17 protein-coding genes are annotated in these 19,749 nt (G+C 45.0%); 7 read left to right on the top strand and 10 right to left on the bottom strand.

The window, feature by feature from the left end:
• Positions 1 to 24: 24 nt before the first annotated feature.
• The 4 genes from sufB (at position 25) to IC612_RS07080 (ending at position 4,219) form a co-directional block, all read left to right on the top strand.
• Positions 25 to 1,473: a Fe-S cluster assembly protein SufB gene (gene sufB / locus IC612_RS07095; protein ID WP_194739483.1), complete on the top strand. Its 1,449-nt coding sequence runs from the start codon at positions 25 to 27 to the stop codon at positions 1,471 to 1,473.
• 60 nt (positions 1,474 to 1,533) lie between these two features.
• A complete protein-coding gene (gene sufC, locus IC612_RS07090; RefSeq protein WP_194739482.1) occupies positions 1,534 to 2,277 on the top strand; it encodes a Fe-S cluster assembly ATPase SufC in 744 nt (247 codons plus the stop codon).
• 51 nt (positions 2,278 to 2,328) lie between these two features.
• Positions 2,329 to 3,636 (top strand): Fe-S cluster assembly protein SufD, encoded by a 1,308-nt coding sequence (gene sufD / locus IC612_RS07085; RefSeq protein ID WP_194739481.1) that lies wholly within the window; start codon positions 2,329 to 2,331, stop codon positions 3,634 to 3,636.
• A gap of 73 nt (positions 3,637 to 3,709) precedes the next feature.
• Complete coding sequence (locus tag IC612_RS07080) at positions 3,710 to 4,219, top strand: hypothetical protein (RefSeq protein ID WP_194739480.1); 510 nt, start codon at positions 3,710 to 3,712, stop codon at positions 4,217 to 4,219.
• 12 nt (positions 4,220 to 4,231) lie between these two features.
• Here IC612_RS07080 and IC612_RS07075 read toward each other — a convergent pair whose 3' ends face one another.
• From IC612_RS07075 to IC612_RS07040, 8 genes are read right to left on the bottom strand one after another with little or no spacing between them, the layout of a single operon-like run.
• On the bottom strand, positions 4,232 to 5,362 hold the full coding sequence (locus IC612_RS07075) for a helix-turn-helix domain-containing protein (RefSeq protein WP_194739479.1): 1,131 nt from the start codon (positions 5,360 to 5,362) through the stop codon (positions 4,232 to 4,234).
• Positions 5,359 to 6,438, bottom strand: coding sequence for an AraC family transcriptional regulator (locus tag IC612_RS07070; protein WP_194739478.1), 1,080 nt, complete (start codon positions 6,436 to 6,438; stop codon positions 5,359 to 5,361). The genes IC612_RS07075 and IC612_RS07070 overlap by 4 nt, the downstream gene beginning before the upstream one ends.
• Positions 6,417 to 7,358, bottom strand: coding sequence for a helix-turn-helix domain-containing protein (locus IC612_RS07065; protein ID WP_228512922.1), 942 nt, complete (start codon positions 7,356 to 7,358; stop codon positions 6,417 to 6,419). Before IC612_RS07065 ends, IC612_RS07070 begins: the two co-directional genes overlap by 22 nt.
• A gap of 20 nt (positions 7,359 to 7,378) precedes the next feature.
• Positions 7,379 to 7,930, bottom strand: a complete 552-nt coding sequence (locus tag IC612_RS07060; protein ID WP_194739476.1) for a DUF1573 domain-containing protein — start codon at positions 7,928 to 7,930, stop codon at positions 7,379 to 7,381.
• Positions 7,917 to 10,016, bottom strand: a complete 2,100-nt coding sequence (locus IC612_RS07055) for a DUF4838 domain-containing protein (protein WP_194739475.1) — start codon at positions 10,014 to 10,016, stop codon at positions 7,917 to 7,919. The genes IC612_RS07060 and IC612_RS07055 overlap by 14 nt, the downstream gene beginning before the upstream one ends.
• Positions 10,003 to 12,777, bottom strand: a complete 2,775-nt coding sequence (locus tag IC612_RS07050; RefSeq protein WP_194739474.1) for a tetratricopeptide repeat protein — start codon at positions 12,775 to 12,777, stop codon at positions 10,003 to 10,005. Before IC612_RS07050 ends, IC612_RS07055 begins: the two co-directional genes overlap by 14 nt.
• A 33-nt stretch (positions 12,778 to 12,810) precedes the next feature.
• Positions 12,811 to 14,235 (bottom strand): glycosyltransferase family 2 protein, encoded by a 1,425-nt coding sequence (locus tag IC612_RS07045; protein ID WP_194739473.1) that lies wholly within the window; start codon positions 14,233 to 14,235, stop codon positions 12,811 to 12,813.
• 9 nt (positions 14,236 to 14,244) lie between these two features.
• Positions 14,245 to 15,390 carry a HEAT repeat domain-containing protein gene (locus tag IC612_RS07040; RefSeq protein WP_194739472.1) on the bottom strand — a complete coding sequence of 382 codons (1,146 nt, stop codon included), beginning with the start codon at positions 15,388 to 15,390 and terminating at the stop codon, positions 14,245 to 14,247.
• Between the two features lie 200 nt (positions 15,391 to 15,590).
• On the opposite strand from IC612_RS07040, the gene IC612_RS07035 reads away from it, so the two are divergent.
• Both IC612_RS07035 and IC612_RS07030 read left to right on the top strand, forming a co-directional pair.
• Entirely contained in the window at positions 15,591 to 16,289 is a 699-nt protein-coding gene (locus IC612_RS07035; RefSeq protein ID WP_194739471.1) for a 3'-5' exonuclease, read from the top strand.
• A 5-nt stretch (positions 16,290 to 16,294) separates the two neighbouring features.
• Positions 16,295 to 16,624, top strand: a complete 330-nt coding sequence (locus IC612_RS07030; protein ID WP_194739470.1) for an SUF system Fe-S cluster assembly protein — start codon at positions 16,295 to 16,297, stop codon at positions 16,622 to 16,624.
• Between the two features lies 1 nt (position 16,625).
• Here the strand turns inward: IC612_RS07030 and IC612_RS07025 are convergent, their stop codons facing one another.
• Entirely contained in the window at positions 16,626 to 17,444 is an 819-nt protein-coding gene (locus IC612_RS07025; protein ID WP_194739469.1) for a sulfurtransferase, read from the bottom strand.
• A 4-nt stretch (positions 17,445 to 17,448) separates the two neighbouring features.
• Positions 17,449 to 18,297 (bottom strand): hydroxymethylglutaryl-CoA lyase, encoded by an 849-nt coding sequence (locus tag IC612_RS07020; RefSeq protein ID WP_194739468.1) that lies wholly within the window; start codon positions 18,295 to 18,297, stop codon positions 17,449 to 17,451.
• Between the two features lie 151 nt (positions 18,298 to 18,448).
• Here IC612_RS07020 and pepT point away from each other — a divergent pair, with 151 nt between their 5' ends.
• Positions 18,449 to 19,711: a peptidase T gene (pepT, locus tag IC612_RS07015; protein WP_194739467.1), complete on the top strand. Its 1,263-nt coding sequence runs from the start codon at positions 18,449 to 18,451 to the stop codon at positions 19,709 to 19,711.
• The last annotated feature ends 38 nt before the right edge of the window (positions 19,712 to 19,749 follow it).

Here is a 19,749-nt window from a genome sequence, read left to right as displayed (position 1 = left end):
TTCACACAGTAAACACAAAAGACAATGAGTAAGTACACGGAAGACGACCTTAGGGAAGATCTTAAAACCAAAGAATACGAAGCGGGATTTTATACCGATATTGAATACGAGGATTTCCCGACGGGATTAAATGAAGAAATTATCCGGATGATTTCCCTGAAAAAACAGGAACCGGAATGGATGACGGAGTGGCGTCTTGAAGCCTACCGCGTATGGCTGAAGATGGAAGAACCGGACTGGGCAAATATCCGCTATGAAAAACCGGATTTCCAAGCGATTAGATACTACGCTGCGCCCAAGAAAAAACCGGAGCTGGAAAGTTTGGACGAGGTAGATCCTGAGCTTTTGAAAACGTTTGAAAAGCTGGGCATCAATATCGAAGAGCAAAAAAGGCTTGCCGGAGTGGCCGTGGACATAGTAATGGACTCGGTTTCTGTTAAGACCACCTTTCAGGAAACCTTGAAGGAAAAAGGAATTATTTTCTGCTCTATTTCCGAAGCGATAAAGGAGTATCCGGATTTGGTGCGTAAGTACCTAGGAAAAGTAGTGCCCCGAGGCGATAACTTTTATGCTGCACTTAACAGCGCGGTATTTTCCGACGGTAGTTTCTGTTATATTCCTAAGGGGGTTAAATGTCCCATGGAACTCTCCACGTATTTTAGAATCAACCAGGCAGGAACCGGCCAGTTTGAACGTACCCTAGTAGTAGCAGACCAAGACAGTTACGTATCGTATCTGGAAGGCTGCACAGCCCCTGCCCGGGACGAAAACCAACTCCATGCCGCCGTGGTGGAGCTTATTGCCATGGACGGTGCTGAGATCAAATACTCCACAGTACAGAACTGGTTCCCAGGGGACGAGTCGGGAAAAGGGGGCGTATATAATTTCGTAACCAAAAGAGGTCTTTGCGAGCGAAATGCAAAAATCAGCTGGACACAGGTAGAAACCGGCTCCGCCGTTACTTGGAAATACCCAAGCTGCATCCTGAAAGGAGATAACTCCATTGGAGAATTCTATTCCATCGCAGTTACCAACAACCACCAATATGCCGATACCGGTACTAAAATGATACATATTGGTAAGAACACGCGTTCTACCATTATCTCGAAAGGTATTTCCGCAGGAAAATCAAACAACTCCTACAGAGGTCTAGTAAAAGTGATGCCAAGTGCAAAAGGAGCGCGAAATTTCTCCCAGTGCGACTCTTTGCTTATGGGCAACGAATGCGGTGCGCATACGTTCCCCTACATCGAAATAAAAGATCCCTCGGCACAGTTGGAACACGAAGCTACAACCTCCAAAATTGGGGAAGACCAGATTTTCTACTGTAACCAGCGGGGGATCGAAACCGAAAAGGCCATCGCTCTCATTGTAAACGGATTCAGTAAAGAGGTACTTAACAAACTTCCTATGGAGTTTGCCATTGAGGCCCAGAAGCTACTGGAGATTTCTTTGGAGGGATCCGTAGGGTAACCAAATATTTACTTGTTTAAAACGGACTTTTTAAAAAGTCCAATTCTGAAAATATAGATTATGTTAAAAGTACAAAACTTACACGCCAGCACACAGGAGGGCATCGAAATATTAAAAGGAATCAATCTGGAAATCAAGCCAGGAGAGGTGCACGCGATTATGGGCCCTAATGGTGCCGGAAAATCAACGCTTTCTTCCGTAATTGCAGGAAAAGAAGAATATGAAATCACCGAAGGAGACATCAATTTCCTGGGCGACTCCATTAACGAAGATGCACCGGAAGAGAGAGCGCACAAAGGGATTTTCCTTTCGTTCCAGTATCCGGTTGAAATTCCTGGAGTAAGTGTAACGAATTTCATAAAAGCGGCCATTAACGAAACCCGTAAAGCCAGAGGTCAGGAGGAAATGAGCGCAAAAGATTTACTTGCCCTGGTACGTCAGAATGCAGAAAAACTCAATATTAAAAAGGATTTTCTTGGCCGTTCCCTGAATGAAGGCTTCTCGGGCGGTGAAAAAAAGCGTAATGAAATTTTCCAGATGCTTATGCTGGACCCGAAGCTGGCTATTTTGGATGAGACGGATTCCGGACTGGATATCGATGCCCTGCGCATCGTTGCCGACGGTGTAAATTCATTTAAAAACGAGGGGAATGCTGTTTTACTTATTACCCACTACCAACGTTTGCTCGATTATATACAGCCGGACTTCGTCCACGTGCTGGCCGACGGTAAAATTATAAAGACAGGAGACAAGACACTTGCACTAGAGCTTGAAGCCAAAGGGTATGACTGGCTTGTAAATTAACAAACCTCCTAGCCATCTACCCCATTGTAAACCGAGCAAAAACCAGAGTTTATGCCACTATTTGAAACTATTACCGACAGTCATATCGCCTTTCTGGAAACCCTACGCCACCGATTTCTTGACCAGGTCCGTATAGAGGCCCTGAGTCAATTCCAGTCACAGGGTTTTCCCACGAAGAAAGACGAAGAATATAAATACACCAACTTAAGGGAAGTCACCGAGAAAGAATACAACCTGTTTCCCTCTACCCACCACAGCCTGGACCCCAAGGCGCTGGAACCGTACCTTTTAGGAGAAGAGCACTTTGACCGTATTGTCTTTGTCAACGGCATCCTAAGTAAAGAGCTCTCCCAGATTTCCATTGAAAATGTAGAGTACATGACTTTTAAGCATGCCCTCAACGATTCCGCGTACAGGGAGGTTTTTGAAAAGTATTTCAATACCATTGCCAACCGGAATCTTTCCTTTGTTAATCTGAACCTGGCCTATTTCCGTGAAGGGTTCTTTATGAAGATTCCTAAGAATGTTGTAATTGAAAAGCCGATCCACGTATTTTATTTCTCTCAAGATCAGGACTTCAATACGCTTTATAATACCAGAAACCTTTTGGTGGTAGAAGAAGGGGCCAAGGTAGAGGTGATTGAGAGTCATCATAATCTCGATGAGCGCTATGTACTTACCAATTCAGTAACGGAGATCTTTACCTACCCCAATGCCAAGGCAGACTGGCACAAACTCCAGAACGATTCTGAATTTGCTTTCTTAGTAGACCATACCTTTGCAAAACAGCATACCGACAGTACTGCTACGGTCAACACGTTTTCGTTTGGAGGGAAACTGACCAGAAACAATCTGGACTTTATACAGGACGGAGAGAATATCCACTCGTTTATGAACGGGATCACCATTATCGGCGGCCAGCAACTGGTAGACCACCATACTGCCGTACACCATAACCAACCGCACTGTGAGAGCTACCAGAATTACAAAGGAATATTCAAGGATCAGGCACATGGGGTTTTTAATGGGAAGGTATTTGTGGATAAATTGGCGCAAAAAACCAATGCGTACCAGCAGAACAACAATGTGCTTTTAAGCGAAGGTGCTTCTATTGATACCAAACCCCAGCTTGAAATTTTTGCAGATGATGTAAAATGCTCGCATGGCTGTACGGTAGGTCAGCTTAACAATGATGCGCTGTTCTATTTACAGGCACGGGGAATTTCCAAGAAAGAGGCTCAGGCCCTGCTGCTCTATGCTTTTGCCAATGACGCTATGGAAAACATCGATATAGAACCTCTTAAGAATAAAATATCAGATCTGCTTGCAGAGAAGCTTGAAGTAAGCATTTCGTTGTAGGTCGTTTTTTAATTTTTTGTAAACTAGTGCACAGTCTGCCTTTCTATTAAGGCAGATTGTGTTATTTTAGACTATGGACTACACCAGGATTCACCAGCACGTACAGGCCTACCTATCGGTAGACCAAATTCAGGACGCCGTGCACTTTATATTAAGGACATTTCGCTTGGATCACCGAAATTTAGAATCGGTAGAAATCCGGCCTTCCAGTTCGAGCAGCACGGTACTTCTTACTGCGGAAGGTCCTTTAAAGGGACGGCAGAAAGTATACGTTCCGAGCAATTTATTTCAGTTCAACTTTAACTTGGTTTTAAACTTACTGGCACATGAACTGCTGCACGTACGGCAGAGAGATCCTGAATTCTTTGTGGAGGATAAGAACGAAAGAGAGTTTCAGGCGTACTACGAAATGCTGTTCCACAAGGTCTTTCCTCAAATTCCGGACGCGCCCGATTTCAACCGAAAGCAATTTGCCCAAAAAGCACTTCTCTACTATTCACGTATGGAAGCGCAGGGACCTCTCCAGGTAAAATATGCGCCCCAGCGCATGGAAGTGCAGACGCTGCTGGATGCGTTGGAATAACTGCGGGTACAATTACATTAAGCTCTTGCGGTACTGGGAAATATCCATTCCCGTTTCTTTCTTGAAGTTAGTGTACAATGTAGCCCGGGATTTATATCCACAGTGGTAGCATAGCTCCGTCACCGTGACGCTCGGCTGGGCCTTTAGTTTAATTATCGCATGGGAGATTCTCCATTTATTGATATAATCGGGAAAAGAGCAGCGGATCTCTTTGGAGAAAGCAAGCGAGAGTACTCTAGGGGATACGTTCATATGCGCACACAGGGTACTGAAATTAAATCCCGCCTCCAGGTACATATCCTGATGCGTTGCAAAGAATAGCTCAATGTCCTGTGCTATTTTTTTTATGCCGTCCCCATCTTGAAACCTCGGAGTGCGCACTAAACCCGCAGTGGGTGAAACCTCCGGGGAGAATATTTCGATAGGAGGAACCTGTGGAATAGAAATAAATGGCCGCTTTTGTGCAGATTTGGACATCTCTATTTGCATCAGTTGTCTGCGTAACAACTCGAAAAGATAGAGATACAGTATAATGAGTACAAAAAATTCCACCCACTTAAAATAGTAATACGGAACAACAAAGACACTGCCCAGCATCGCACTGATGAGAACCGACAGCAATAAAACCAAACAGGTAAAGAAAAGATTGGTTAGTAAAGCCAGTACAAGTTTAAATTCTAGGGGTCGCGTAGAATGTACTTTAGGCATAGCACGTCCAATAAGCAGCAGAAAAAGCACGCCCACAAAAAGTCCTACTCCGTAACGAAGGTATGTATTGATGGGACTTTGGAACAGTATAATTTCGTAGCGAAGTGCTAGATGGACCACAGAAATCAAAACCACCGGTAGTAGTGCCCCCCAAAACAACAGCACAGGCACTTTACGCTGGTAAGACACTTCATAACCGAATAGGGCCATAAAAAGCAGAGCATAGTAGATAATAGGATAATAGAACATTCCTAATTCAACTACACTGCTGTCCTGGACATATACCGAAAGAAACATGACAATGTCGAGGAACACTAATCCAATCGCAGGAAACAAAAAGCGGTGGTGGGGCCGCTTCCAGATACGCGTAGCTCCACAAAGAACCAAATTCACCAGTCCCAGAACTAAGATCGCCGTCATTAATAGTATTATCATCCTATGGTAGTAATGGGGTTAGTGGAGAGTGCGCGGCGGCGGTATTCCTTGGGAGAGCATCCTGCAAGATGCGCAAAGTTACGGTAGAACGTAGCTTTGGAGCGGAAACCTACCTGGTAGGGAAGTGCTTCAAAATTCACTTCTTTATCGTCCAGGGCAAGCATTTTCATACACAACAGCACGCGCTTGGTAGCAAGAACCCTTTGCACATTGGACTTGTAGTACTTACCAATCAGGTGTTCTAATTTCTCGGGCCTAAGGCCTAATCGAAGTGCTATCTTACTTTGGTCCAGATCGATTTGAAAAATTTCCTCACTTTGTAAAAACGACTCTACAGAGAGGTATTCTTCCCAATCCTCTTCTTTTGCTTCCCTATCCTTAGAAAGAGCACTTTCGGGATCTGCTTTAACCACTTGATTTCCAAGACTGCGTTTGAACTGGGAAAACGCTTCAAATAGCAATATTATGCTTCCACAAATAAGCATAAAGGCAACCAAAAGCGCATCCAGATTCTGTCCCTGTGGCGATTTTATACGGTGGTACTCTCCATTTAAAGCTACCGAAAAAAGAAATACACCCCCTAATATACAGTACCGTGCAAAGAGGCTGACACGGAGCGCTACCTCAGGCTGTTTTTTTGCTTTAAGCAGAACCAGTACGGAGTATCCGATCATGGATATCCCCAGTAGTAAATATACAATCCGAAAATAATGCAGTGCTATTTTTTGCTGTAGATCAGCATTGGTGACAAAAATATAATAGGCTGTAAAAAGCAGCAGTACCGGTGCAAGATGAAGGAGAATGCTTCGGATGGCTATTTTTCCGGTAGAAAGAATGTAATAATACCCCAAAAGAAGGGGACCATACACGCTGCAGAAAGGAGCTGCATCATCCACAATTTTTAAGGCATTAAAATCAGTAAAATAGATTGGGAATATGAATATATTGTGTACCAAGAAAACGCCGATAATAAGCAAGAGATAGTCCCGCTCCAGGTCCTTCCTGCGGGCATTTAAAAGAATGTGCATTGCAAGCAGGCAAAGTATGGCCGCAATTATTCTAAAGAGGATGAACATATCTGCGGCGGTTTAATACGGTTAAAATACTTCGAAGGGGTATGGCCAATATAAGCTATAAAATACTTATTAAATGTCTGCACCGAACTAAATCCACTTTCCAGTGCTATGGCCTCTATGGTATGCAGTGAACCCTTCGTTTTAAAAAGTTCCAATGCATAATTAATGCGGTGCCGCGCAATATAATTCTTTATTCCTCCTTCAATATGGGTATCGATAAAATAATCAAATTCGGATTTGGTGCAGCCCAGCTCGTTAGCCAACTTCTGCTTGGTAATCTTCTTGTTCAGAAAGAACTTTTCCTTTGTAAAAAGCTCTTCCAAGCGATTCCTAAGGCGCTCAATAGTTTCGTACTCCTCGGGCGTTTCAACAGCGGGGGAAGTGTCGGGTACCGTGAGAAGATAGATGACTTTTATAGCGATTAACGCTATGATAAAAGTGATACGGAGCAGATTGGGTTGATTTAAAAGAGAGGCCTTAAATCCAATACCGTCCAGATAAATCAATAGCAGCCGGATCAGCATCAGCATAAATACCAACAGGGCGATTTGCTTAATGAGTACCGTTTTATGGTCGGTAGAGACTCCAAGGAAGGGGATCTTCAAGAATACCGTTACAATTATCCAGCAGGTATAAACGACGTAGGTACAGACAAAGACTACACGGAAAAAATGCATGTCCCAATCCAGCAGCATGTAAAGCGCCTGAAGAATATAAAGCCCCACGGGCGGCAGAAGAAGAAGTAGGGCCAAAGGCGTGGTAAAGGGTTTTTGAATCCGGTTGCAGTAGAGCACCAGAACCATCCCCGGCACCATTAGGGATATGGGTTGGGGTAAAAAGAAAATCCGAAGAAGAATCTCGACAACTTCTAACCCTATAAATACCTTTAGTAACTCTCTAAAACTAAAGCGCAAAGGCATATTTTTAAATGACTGTAGAATCACTGTATTTGTGGTTTTCGTTTTTCAATAATCTTTCCTCCGCGTTCAAAATAATAAGGCTTCTGTGTTTTATCTCCATCCACCCATTTACGCAGATCGAATCCTGTGTCGCTTCTTTCCTGGTATAACTCCTCATAATCTTTTAAGTGCTGCGACTGTGGGACGACATTCACATGAAACTCAAATTCATTTTCTGTCGGTTCCTTTAAATTTCCGTACAAAGTTACATAATGTGTGGTTGCACCGACATTTTTTGAACTGTCGTATTTCAGGCGAATCGTTTTTACTTCACCGGGAGCAATGGAAGCAAACGGTTTGGTTTCATTGAGCAGGCATCCGCAGGAAGTAAAAATTTCGGAAAGGATAAAGGGATGTGGGCCCGAATTGCGTACATCAAATACCACCTCGAGGGTTTCCCCATTTAATATAGGGTAGTATTTCCGGTTGTTGTCTATAATCTGAAGGGTCGTTGTTTGTTTGAGGATGTCATTGCAACCCTGCAGACCAATGCTAAACAGTACCAGGGTCAAATAGAACTTAAAATTTCTCATAATGCGTTAAAAGTATTTCGTCAATGCCCAATTTCTGTTTCCCGGAACCAAAATCAATTAGTGCTTCACCCGAAAAGTCCTTAGGTATGCGCCAGGAATACTGCACCGCATTCTCTCTTTTAGAACTCTGAGAAGTGGGAAGCAAACGTCTCCCTGAGAGCGTTAAGGCGAGACTGCCAGGTGGGGAAAATCCGTGGCGCTTCATAGTTAGGAATGAGATGCTAAGCAGTCGGTCCTGGGTCACGGGGCTAATGTTCACCCTTATAGTCCTTGGAAATCCAATCCACCAGCCATGGTGGTAGTCCAGTCCGAAGCCTTGGATGCGGTCGGTCAATACTGCAGTATTCTGTTCGGAGACTCCCTGCTGCTCCACCTGCAGATCGTTAAGTGCAAGCTGGTTAACAACAGGCTTCGCATTATATTCCACGTAGCTTAGATACGATTCTATTGGAGTTCCGGATTCTCTATAGTTCTTTAAATCCTTATGACGCAGCGCTCGCTGCAGTGAAAACCGCCACTTCCCTGCCAAAGGGGAAGGATACACCGCTAGGGAATTACCCGATAGTGCCTCCACATACCGTTGGTATCCACCCTGAAGGAGAGTATAGCTTAAGGCCGCCCGAATCTTATCCACACGCAGTGCTTCTTCTTGCGAAAGCGCGCTAAGTTTTTGGTCCAATGCGTCGTAGAGTCTTTGAACTGCCTGGTAGTCCGTGTGGTCTTTAAGATTGTTTTCCATCGAACCGTAGAGATGCAAAGGAGCATTGCGTCGAATGCTTAGCGCTTCTCCCTCCGTTAAATAAGTATAGAGCAGTGGATGTGTCTGTGGATAATTCACTTCTAAATAGCTCCGGGTGAGCTCATTAACGTCTAAATGCACATTTTTAAGTAATGCTGAGAGTACATAAGTACGTACATCCTCAAAGACCGAATAATCGTAACCGCTCCCATTAATAAACACACCGCTAACTCCCAGTGATTTGAAGTACTGCAGATGCCTTTTCATAGCATTAAGATTTGCAACCGGTGTGAGATAATCGTCGAAATTATTGCTGTAGTCCCAAACAAGCACCTCTGCCACTTTTGTTTTCCATTGGGAAACCAGGGTGCTGAAATCGCGGTAGGCGGCTTCTTGAAAATTGGGCTGGGGCTTTTGCGACAGGCCCATGGAGCTTATTACAACCCCCACGTTCGGGGGAAGCCTTCGAAGAGGGGGACTAAGCGTAGTAGAATACGCAATGGTGTAGAATTTATGCCTGGGAAAATCAAGGGCGAGCCTTCCGATGAAATCAGAAAGCGCCGGTGTACCATTCGTAGGGGTATTTCCCAAAGCTACACTTTCCCTGTCCATACTAACGATAGGGCTGTCCATTGGGGCGATCACAAAGTGCATGCTGCCAGTGCTTCCGTCGCCAAAATTGTCTGTAATATAGTGGTGGGTGGCCCTGTAGAGTTCCCGCGAGGAAAAGCGCAGCTGCTCTGCAGTGGGCTTTCCCTGGTGGACTGCAAAATAGTGGGGGTGGCTCTGGGCGCTTAGTGCTTTACTAAGGTTGTGCCCCCAGATACCCCAATCCAAATCTACACTGTGGTTGCCATTACGCTCGGCATATCCTGCTTTTAAGTTGCTCGGATTATATACTTCACGGTAGGAAAAATCAAAATTTCCACAGCCACTGGAAAACCTAAGCAGCGCCGGTTCTTCTACATCGGCATTAAATCTTTTGTCATGCGCGCGGATGACTTTAACGGCTTCATGCACTAAAAAAAGAAGTGTGCGGGGGTTTTGCGCAGAGAGCTGCAGTCTGTTTCCATCAAAATCTATACAGTACTGGTCGGTTTGCTGGCTATTAAGACGCACGTAGATCTCCACTCCCTGCTGCTGGTTCCGGCTGGAAGAAACCAACTCTACCAAACCCTGCTGCCCCGTATGTGCTTTCAAAGAATCGGCCAGAACATGCCCCCACCTCTCTGATTGTGAATCTATAACAATGCGGTAGCCGGAAGCACTTGTAAATTCAGGAACCTGGCTGGTGCATCGGTTGAAAAGTAGTACGGCTGTTAGAAACAGTATTTTAAAAACGTACATTTAGTGTCAGGTTTACATTGTACAAATTTCTGTAGTTCTCAGCGGTTTTGTAATGGTAAAAGCTACCGGAAATACCTCCACTGAGTGCGGCGCTTAGCATATGGACAATACCGGTAGTTACCGAGACATTGTCTGCGCTAAGACCCTGATAGAGTTTAGTGTTCAAAACCTCTACCTGTGGGGCCGTTCCAATACCCGACTGCAGTAGGAGATAACTTTTAGGATTTCCTAGCAGATGCCTCGCCTGCAGCGTAAAATTGTACAGGTATTTACTTTCAAGTACATAATTTCCTAGCGTTGCGTCCAGAACCCATTTCTCCAGTTCCTTACTGATGCCGACATTGGCATTTAAAAGACTGCCTTGTTCAAGTGAGCGGTATCCGATTCCCAGCTTTCCTTCGGAGCCTTGCAACAGGTTTGTGCGGTAAAACCCCTGCGCAGAGATCTGCAGCTTATTAAAAAATTTACTGGCATACCCGGCTTCAATGGACGTTCTAAATTTCTCCGTCCAAGGCCGTTCCCAGGAGCCTAACACCTGTACTCCCTGCCCTGTAGTTCTTCCAGCATAGTGTACGCCAAACCCAAAGAGGTCCGTACTGATTTTTTTGCGAAAGTTAAAAGAGGATACCGAGGTAAGGTCCGTGGTGTCCTGAAATCTTCCCACCAGGTGGTTGACTTCAAGTTCATTTGTGTACTGATGCGACTGTAGGAAACGAAGATTCTGCTTGTATTCGCCCAGTTCGGCAACCGACGGGGTGTACTTTGCAGTATAGTAATAGGCGGAGTCGTAGCGTTTTTGCTGCTGGAACGCGGCGCCCTTCAATGTGATGAGATCCGAGTTCTCCTTTTGCACCTTCATCGCTTTGTCAAGGACTTCCAGCGCTGCCGTGGACTGCTTGTCTTTGAGAAGCAGCTTGGAAAAATCTACGGATTTCTCAACGAAAGTGTTCTGAAGCGCCGGTGTATAGGGCTGCAGCGAAAGATTCTGCTCGGCCTGACTGTACAATATTTCTGTATTATTCTCATCGCTTTCAGCCGTGGTAAGCAGTTTGTCGGAAAAAAACAGATCGTTTGGAAACTTCTCTACCGCTTCTTCTAAAAAGGGGTTAAGTAGATCCTTCCGATTGGTTTTAATATAGGCGGTAGCAACTGCTTTATTGGCCTCGACGCTTGTGGAATCCAATGCGCGCCATTTTTCCGCCAGTAACCTTTCCTGCTCGAAATCATATGCTTCGGAGAGTTCCTTCAGAACAGGCTGCATTAATTCACCCAGTCCCTGCCGATAAAAATTTTGTTGGTCCGGATCGCTTTGTTCCAGGACATAGCCCCATTGCTCCAGTCCCCGCTCGTACTGCTTCATTTTGAAATTCAGGGACATCAAGCGGATACGTTGGTAGGGACTATCGCCATAAAGCTCGAGAGACGAGTTAATTTCCCGTTCTGCTTCTTCGTACTTTCCATAATTACTGTATGCACTAATCAGGGAGTTGCTCGCCGTTTCTTTCATCTCTCTGTCGCCTGAGCGCTGCACCTGGTCCCAAAGTACAATGGCTTCGCTCCAGTTTTCCGTTTCCATCGCCTGCCGCGCATCGGCTAGAGTAACTCGGGCAAAATCGTATGCGATATCGGTGTCTCCAGGATACTTTATGTAGAGTTCCCTAATCTTTGATTTAGTCTTCAGTTCGTCACCCTTTAGCTTAAAGAGCTGAAGTTCTTTAAGATCCAAATTCTTAGAGCCGGAAGCAAAACGTCTGTGCTGAGAGATAAGAGAAAGTGCCTCATCGTACTGCGCGGCGCTTACTGCCGCATTATAGACAACCTGGAAGGCTTCCACATTGGAAGGATTGCTTTGAAATATTTTTCCGTACAGCTGCTCCGGCTCGCGCTGAAGCGAATACCGCGCCGCTTCCTGCATGTAGTAATTGTACTGCCTGCGAATTTCCGGAGACGGCCTGGTTTTTAGACGCTGTTCCAGAATATAGAGCACTTCGGAGAACCGCTGCTGTGTGGAAAGGATACTTACCTTACGCAAGAGAAATACTTCCTGCGCCGGAAACATATACATCGCCTGATCCATTAAAGCCACGGCTTTGTCGAGCTGTCCCGATCTTAAATAATCATTAAAAAGTCCGTTCACGGTACCCACGTCCCGGGGATCGGCACTTAATAGCTCCTCCTTCAATTTAATCGCCCCAGTATGATCTTGCGTTTTACTTAATACGAGTGATTTTTCTTTCGCTCGGTCCACGTATTTCTGCCGAATCTCTACATCTTCCGGATAAATCTGGAAAAGACGCTTTAGGAGCCGCTCGGCCTGGATGAGATTCCCCTGCGCTTCGTAAATTTCTATCTTTTTGAGCCACAAGCTCTTCCAGTACGGGTTTACTTCCAAAAGTTCATTGACGTAGCACACGGCGCTCGAGTAGCGCTGCGAGGCTGTTTCTACATTTACCAACAGCTGCTTTGCTTCCAAATCATTCGGTGCTCTTTTCAGCGACTTCTGTAAGTGGTATCGGGCTTTGCTGTACTCTTGCTTTTGGTGGTAGTATTTACCCCATAAAAACTCCAGATCGCTGTTGTCACGGCGTTGTGTACTAAGACGCTCAAGCTTACTGCGCGCCGACTCCCAGCGTCCTTTGGAAAAATCATCTACTACCGACTTGAACTCGGGGTCGGGCGTGGTGGCAGGCCCACCACCCTGTGCAAACAGGGAGGAAGCAAATAGAGAAAAAAGAAAAAGTAAAAAGCGAAATCGGATCATGATACTAAAAAATCACATAAAATTAATAGGCAGTTAGTCGGTTTGGGTCCTGCGGAAGCCCTGCCGGGTCATGGCGCCCCAGGTAAAATTCTTCTGCGTCAGAAACTGGTAGTACCCCATGATACTGTACACTACAATAAAGGGATGGTATACAATTGCTTCCAAGGAGCTCACAAGAATGAGTCTGAGATACTCCCTGATACTCTGGTACTGCCTTTTTACGGTTAAATCAAACGATATGGTGATGACCGAAACGGTCACCCCAATCAGGTAGACAAAAACAAGCATCAGCCAAAACGTTTGGTAATTGATCTGCTCTGTGGCAATCAAATACAGCATAAAGAGAAAGCCCGTTGCCTCAATCATTGGGGCCAGAAATTCAAAAATAAGCGCATAAGGCATTACTACCAGACCCATGCGGCCGTACTTAGGGTTAAATAAAAATTTCCTGTGTACTACGAAGATTTGTAAAAGGCCTCTCCCCCAGCGCGTTCTTTGCCGCTTTAGTACCTGCAGATTGGAAGGTCCTTCGGTCCAACAGCACGTGTCCGGAATCTGCGCAATTCGGTACGGCCTATTGTTTTCGCGCATATAGGCCACCATGCGCAGGGTCATATCCATGTCCTCCGCGTGCGAAGAAGAATCAAAGCCCCCCGCACTGATCAGCACAAGCTTATTAAAAAGCCCGAAACCGCCCGAGACATTGGGAATGGCATTTATGGTGGACCATCCCATTTTCGCAACCAGATACGATCTAAGATATTCTGTTTCCTGAAAAAGCGGTATGAGCTGATGCGGCGGGCGCACCCTTGTAATAACTCCGTCTTTAACGTCGCACCCGTTTACCATACGCATTGTGGCTCCCACCGCAATGACCGTTACAGGAGAATCCAGAACGGGAAGGATGCACTTGGTGAGTGTATCGCTAGACAGCAGACAGTCCACGTCAGTATTAATGAAGTAATCGTATTTGGCCACATTAACCCCGGCATTCATCGCATCGGCCTTTGTTCCGCCGTTTATTTTGTCCACTACGATCAGCCGGAAAAACTGCGGATCGGTGGACTTGTATACCGTATGTACCGGCTGGCAGTATACTTTCTCTACATAAGGAAAATCGGACTTTACCAAAGAAAAAGTGCTAATAAGCAAGGGCAAGGTCTGGTCTCTACTACCGTCGTTGACAATAACCACCTCAAAACGAGGATAATTCATATTGAGAAGCGAGTTCACACTGTCTATAATGATTACCTCCTCATTAAATGCAGGAGCAACAATTGAAATTCCGGGCACTAAATCGTCGCCCCCAAGCACCTGCTTTTCTTCGTATGCGGTATAGCGGGCGCGCAGCTTCTGAATTTTAAGGTAGCCCAGTAATGCCAGGAGTAGATACACCACCGTAATAGCAAAAGAGTAAAAGAAGATGAGGTATTGGTAACCGAAGAATAGGTTTTCCACAGTGCACTATTAACTTAAAACCACATTTTCCCGCTCTACAAAAGAAAAAATAGAGGAAGTGAATAATGATGCTGAAGTACTTTTTAACTGCTCGTAGGTACCGGTCTTTTGCTTTTCGTCTATGGTGTAAATACCTCGTACCAAATCTATGAGCAAATCCTGATTTTTGCAGTGATTGTATTCGAACTCCAGAAATTTCAGGGATTTTTCTACTCCAATGGTCGCAAGGGCTGCAATAATGGCCTGCTGGGTACGGGCAGAATTGTAATGGAATTCACTGCTAAGTAGGGGAACTGCCTCCTTGCATCCCAGTTCTCCCAGGGTAGTGATAATTTGAATTTTCAATTTAATGGAAGTGGTTTCCTTCAAGAGCTTCATAAGAGACTGCATCGACTCTTTCTGTTTGAAAAAGGAGATTTCTTTGACCAGAAAAGCTTTAAAATCCTCATTGTCGCTTCGTTGCACCCAGCGCATTAGTGAAGGAAGGGGCCGCATGGCTGCTTTCCTGCGCAAAGCCCTGTGCAGCCGGATCTCGTCCAGGGAGGTAAAATCAGAGGAAAGTTCCCGGTCAAAAGATTCCCACAGATCAGAAGAAGAAACATCAAAAAATACACTGCGGGCGTATTTCTGCAGATCCTTGTCTTTGGTTTTAATGTTAAGTCCCTGGAGGGTTTCACTGCTTTCCAGTTCCAAATCGCCCAAAATCTTAAGTGCCCTGCTGCTGGAAAACATCGATTCTTTCTCAACTATTCGCTTCCAGTATTTTCGTAATTGCAGAATCTCCACAATCACGGAATAGTTGTGCACATTAAATCCGGAAATAGCGTTGCGTGTTCTAATCAGAAGCATCGTCAGTAGTTCTAGATCCGTTTTTGCCGGGACTTTGTGGGTCCATCCCATTTCTGCCCGGATCTTGTCGGACTCCAGATTGGACTGCTCAAGAAGCGATTGAAGTTTAGAAGCGTATTTTAGCTCGAGACGCTGGGCTTTCTTTTTTTCCAAAAACTGAAAGAGTGAAATATATACCACCCGGCCGAAAAACGTCAGATAGAGAAGCAACAGCAATACTATCAAGAACAGGGTGATTCTAATAATGAGGGGCAGGGAAAAATACTCTGAAGTGAAATAAAGAAGATAGTAATAGAATTCGTTCATTTGTAGGACCGGTTATTAGTGGCTCAAAAATAGACCGCCCAGAAATCACAAGTGTACAAAATCAATCATGTTCTTAACTAAATTGTACAATTAACAATGAGAATAAATAATTTTATTCTGTGCCAATTAATTTACAAACCACGGATAATCAAATAAGTAACAAATTTTATACACCAATAATAAACCCATTTTAAAAAAAAATGCTACAGTCTATTCCTATTGAAAATGTCCTCTTTCTTGATATAGAAACTGTCCCTTTTTATAGCGATTGGGAGCAGTTAGACCCTCAGGGACAAAACTTATTTGATAAGAAAACCGCCTACAGACGCCCCGAAGAGCAGAGCGCGGAGCTGTATTACGGTTCCCACGCAGGGATTTATGCAGAATTTGGAAAAATCATATGCATCAGTATCGGTCAGGTGCGCGGAGAGGCCTTACGCGTAAAAAGTTACTATGGAGACGACGAGCGGGATTTGCTTGAGAACTTCGGAGCACTATTTAACCATCCCAAGATGCAGCAGGTGATCCTGTGCGCACACAACGGTAAGGAATTCGACTTTCCCTGGATTGCCCGACGCTTTTTAATACAGGGAATGCAACCTCCCAAACCCTTCCAGCTCTTTGGGAAAAAACCCTGGGAAATTTCGCATCTGGACACAATGGAACTCTGGAAGTTTGGGGATTTCCGCTCCTCGGTATCTCTGGAACTTTTAGCACACGTTTTTTCCATTCCCACCCCCAAGGACGATATTGACGGTTCAATGGTTTCTTCTATCTACCACATAGACAAAGATTTATTTAGAATAGTTAAATATTGTGAGAAAGATGTCTTAACTTTGGCCAATATTTTCCGCCGCATGCGGCAGGAAGATTTACTAAAGATTACTGAACCTTTGTAAGGATTATGGCATTAACGGACGAACAGATTGCTTCGATTGGAGAAGAAATAATTTTAGCACTTAAGACGGTGTACGACCCTGAGATTCCTGTGGATATATACGAATTGGGGCTTATATACGATGTACAAATTTCCGACGCAGGAGATGTTAAGGTTATAATGACGCTTACCACTCCAAACTGTCCTGTAGCCGAGAGTTTGCCTGCGGAAGTACGCGAAAAAGTCCAAGGTGTCGACGGAGTACAGAGCGTGGATCTGGAACTTACTTTTGAGCCCGCCTGGAATAAAGATATGATGAGCGAAGAAGCTAAATTTGAGCTCGGAATTCTATTCTAGTTTAATTGCGGCACCACTCACTCCACGAACCTACATAGAGTGCAGGCCAAGGCTCGCCTGCAATTCGTGCAGCTAGTATCCCATGGCACGCGGTAACTCCTGAACCGCAATAAAATACCACCGATTTACCAGCCCTAAATAGCGGATGGTACTGCTTAGCGAGTTTTTCACCACTTAAAAAACAACCCTTTGCGTCCAAATTCTGCTTATAGGGGACATTAACCGCCCCAGGTATATGGCCGGCAGTAGGATCAATTGGTTCGAACTTACCCTCATAACGACCCGTATCACGAACATCCACAAGCAACAGATTTTTCCTTTCGGAATCGGTCTTTATTTCGCCCATAGAGACAAGGGGTAGTTGCCACTGTGCACAAGCCCAGGGCTCCACGGGACTGCCCTGGGTAACCCCAGCGTGCATCGGCGCATTATCAAGTTGTATATAGGACTGCATTCCTCCGTCCAATACCTGCACTTGGGCACATCCCACGGCACTGAGCATCCACCATAGGCGCGCCGCAGCGTTGGCACCAGAAAGATTATCGTACACTACGATCCGCTTTTTGGGATGTATCCCCTTTTGGGCGCAAGCCTGAATAAACTTATCCACCTTGGGAAGAGGGTGGCGACCCCCTACTTTAGGATCGCCTTCTTTCGCACAGAGATGCTCTTCGAGTTCCAGATGAACCGCACCCTTAATGTGCTCTTTTCTATACGCCTGCTCTGAGGTGGCGCCCGACCTTGCATCCACTACAACAATCTCGGGGCTTTCCAAAAGCGCGAGCAATTCATTTGCACTAATAATCGGGCTTAAAATCATAACCCTAAAATTTAAAGATGTCTTTGGCTTTGTTATAGGCACTCTCAAAGTGCAGCAAATTCAGTTTATGCTCTATTTTATTAGCTGCCATAAAATTGATGATCTGTTCGGTGGGCATATTGCCTACTAACTCATCCTTAGCCATGGGACAACCTCCGATACCCTTGATGGCACTGTCAAACTTCCTACAGCCACTTTGGTAGGCTGCCTGGATTTTTGAGCGCGATTCGTCGTACCGGTTATGAAAATGAGCACCGAAACTGATTTGCGGAACCTGCTTCTGCATCTGCTCAAATACCAGGCTGATCTGTTCCGTGGTAGCCGCACCGATCGTGTCGGATAATTGGATATTTAAAATGCCCGCATCTCTAAATTGTTTACCCCAGTCTAAAAGCTGATCTAAATTCCACCGCTCGCCATAGGGATTTCCAAAACTCATAGAAAAATAGACGTTCAGATGTCTTTTTTCCTGTTTCACAAGCTCATTTATGGTGCGGATCTGGTCGAACGCCTCTTGCTGGTTCTTGTTGGTATTTCGGTATTGAAACGTTTCAGAAATGGAAAAAGGGAATCCGATGATGTCTACATTCGAGTGCGCAAGTGCCCTTTCGGCGCCGCGGATATTGGCAACAATTACGGAAAGAGCGGTATCGGATCCCGATCTGTCTAGGTTTTTAAGCACCTCGGAGGTATCCGCCATCTGAGGAATCGCCTTTGGAGAAACAAAACTGCCACAATCCAGCACATCAAACCCCACACCCAATAACAGATTTATATAATCAATCTTGTCTTGGGTAGAAATAAATTCACCCCAGCCTTGCATTGCATCCCGCGGACATTCAGTCAGAAACATTCTAAGTATTTTTGGTACGGGTAAATATAAACAATTTCGAAAAAGGCTTACTTTTCACTCCGAAGTTGCTCTATCGTTCTATTAAGCGGAAGTTTAGACTATACACACTAAGAAAAGCCTTATATTTGTTTTTACCTAAAATTATCTTTGTATGCAGACAATCGAATTTAACTTGGAATGGAAATTAAAACTTCAGAATCGTTTTATTAACTATGCAAAGATTTATTCCACAAGTGATCCAGAAAGCGAAAGCACTCCTTCCACACCGCAGCAGTGGAATATTGCCAAATATATATTTGAGGAGCTACAAGGATTAGGTCTGGAGCAGGTTGAACTGGACGGCAATGGATACATCTATGCTTTTATACCTTCTAACCTGGAAGAGGATAACGAACCTACCATTGGATTTATTGCGCACTACGACACTTCGCCCGATTTTAATGGCCAGAACGTGAATCCGATTATTTGGGACGACTACGATGGGGGCGACCTATTGCTAAATAAGGAGACAGGGTTTGTTCTATCACCAAATAAATTTGAAAATTTACGGCAGTATAAGGGCAAGACCTTAATTACCACGGACGGCACCTCTCTGCTGGGTGCAGACGATAAAGCGGGTGTGGCAGAGATCGTTACGGCAGCTGAATACTTATTGGCCCACCCGGAGATCAAGCACGGACGTATTGCCATTGGATTCACTCCGGACGAAGAAATCGGCAGAGGCGCACATAAATTTGATGTCGAAAAATTTGGCGCTGAGTGGGCATATACCATGGACGGTAGTGAAGCCGGTGAGCTGGAATATGAGAATTTCAATGCGGCCTCGGCGGTAGTAGAAATAAATGGCCTAAGCGTGCATCCGGGGTACGCCTATGGAAAAATGGTAAACGCCGCTTTACTTGCCGCAGAGTTTGCCAGTATGCTTCCTAAAGAAGAGACGCCTTCCACGACCAAAGGTTTTGAGGGATTCTATCATCTGATGGAAATAAAAGCGGATGTATCGCACGCCAAGCTCGAGTATATTATCCGCGACCACGATGAGGTTAAATTTGATCAGAGAAAGGCCGTTATGCAACAGGTGGTTGCTCAGTTCAATACCATTCATGGAGAAAACACCGCACACGTGGTTATAAAAGAGCAATACCGTAATATGAAGCAGCAGTTTGAAGGCAAAATGCATATCATCGATATAGCTGCGCAAGCTATGAAAGATGCCAACATTGAACCTAAGATCAAAGCCATCCGGGGAGGCACCGACGGTGCCCAACTCTCCTACATGGGGCTGCCGTGTCCTAATATTTTTGCCGGCGGAATGAATTTCCACGGTCCCTACGAATATGTGGCACTGGAAACTATGGAAAAGGCAGTGAAAGTCATTATAAATATTGCCAAGGCGGTAAAGAATGCCAATTAATAAAAGCATACAAAATTCTTAACCTCTCTGTAATACAG

Origin of the sequence: Planobacterium oryzisoli (genome assembly GCF_015354315.1) — a bacterium.
GTDB classification, from domain to species: domain Bacteria; phylum Bacteroidota; class Bacteroidia; order Flavobacteriales; family Weeksellaceae; genus Planobacterium_A; species Planobacterium_A oryzisoli.
The sequence above is the reverse complement of the archived record's forward strand: the minus strand, read 5'-3'. Positions and strand labels throughout refer to the sequence as shown.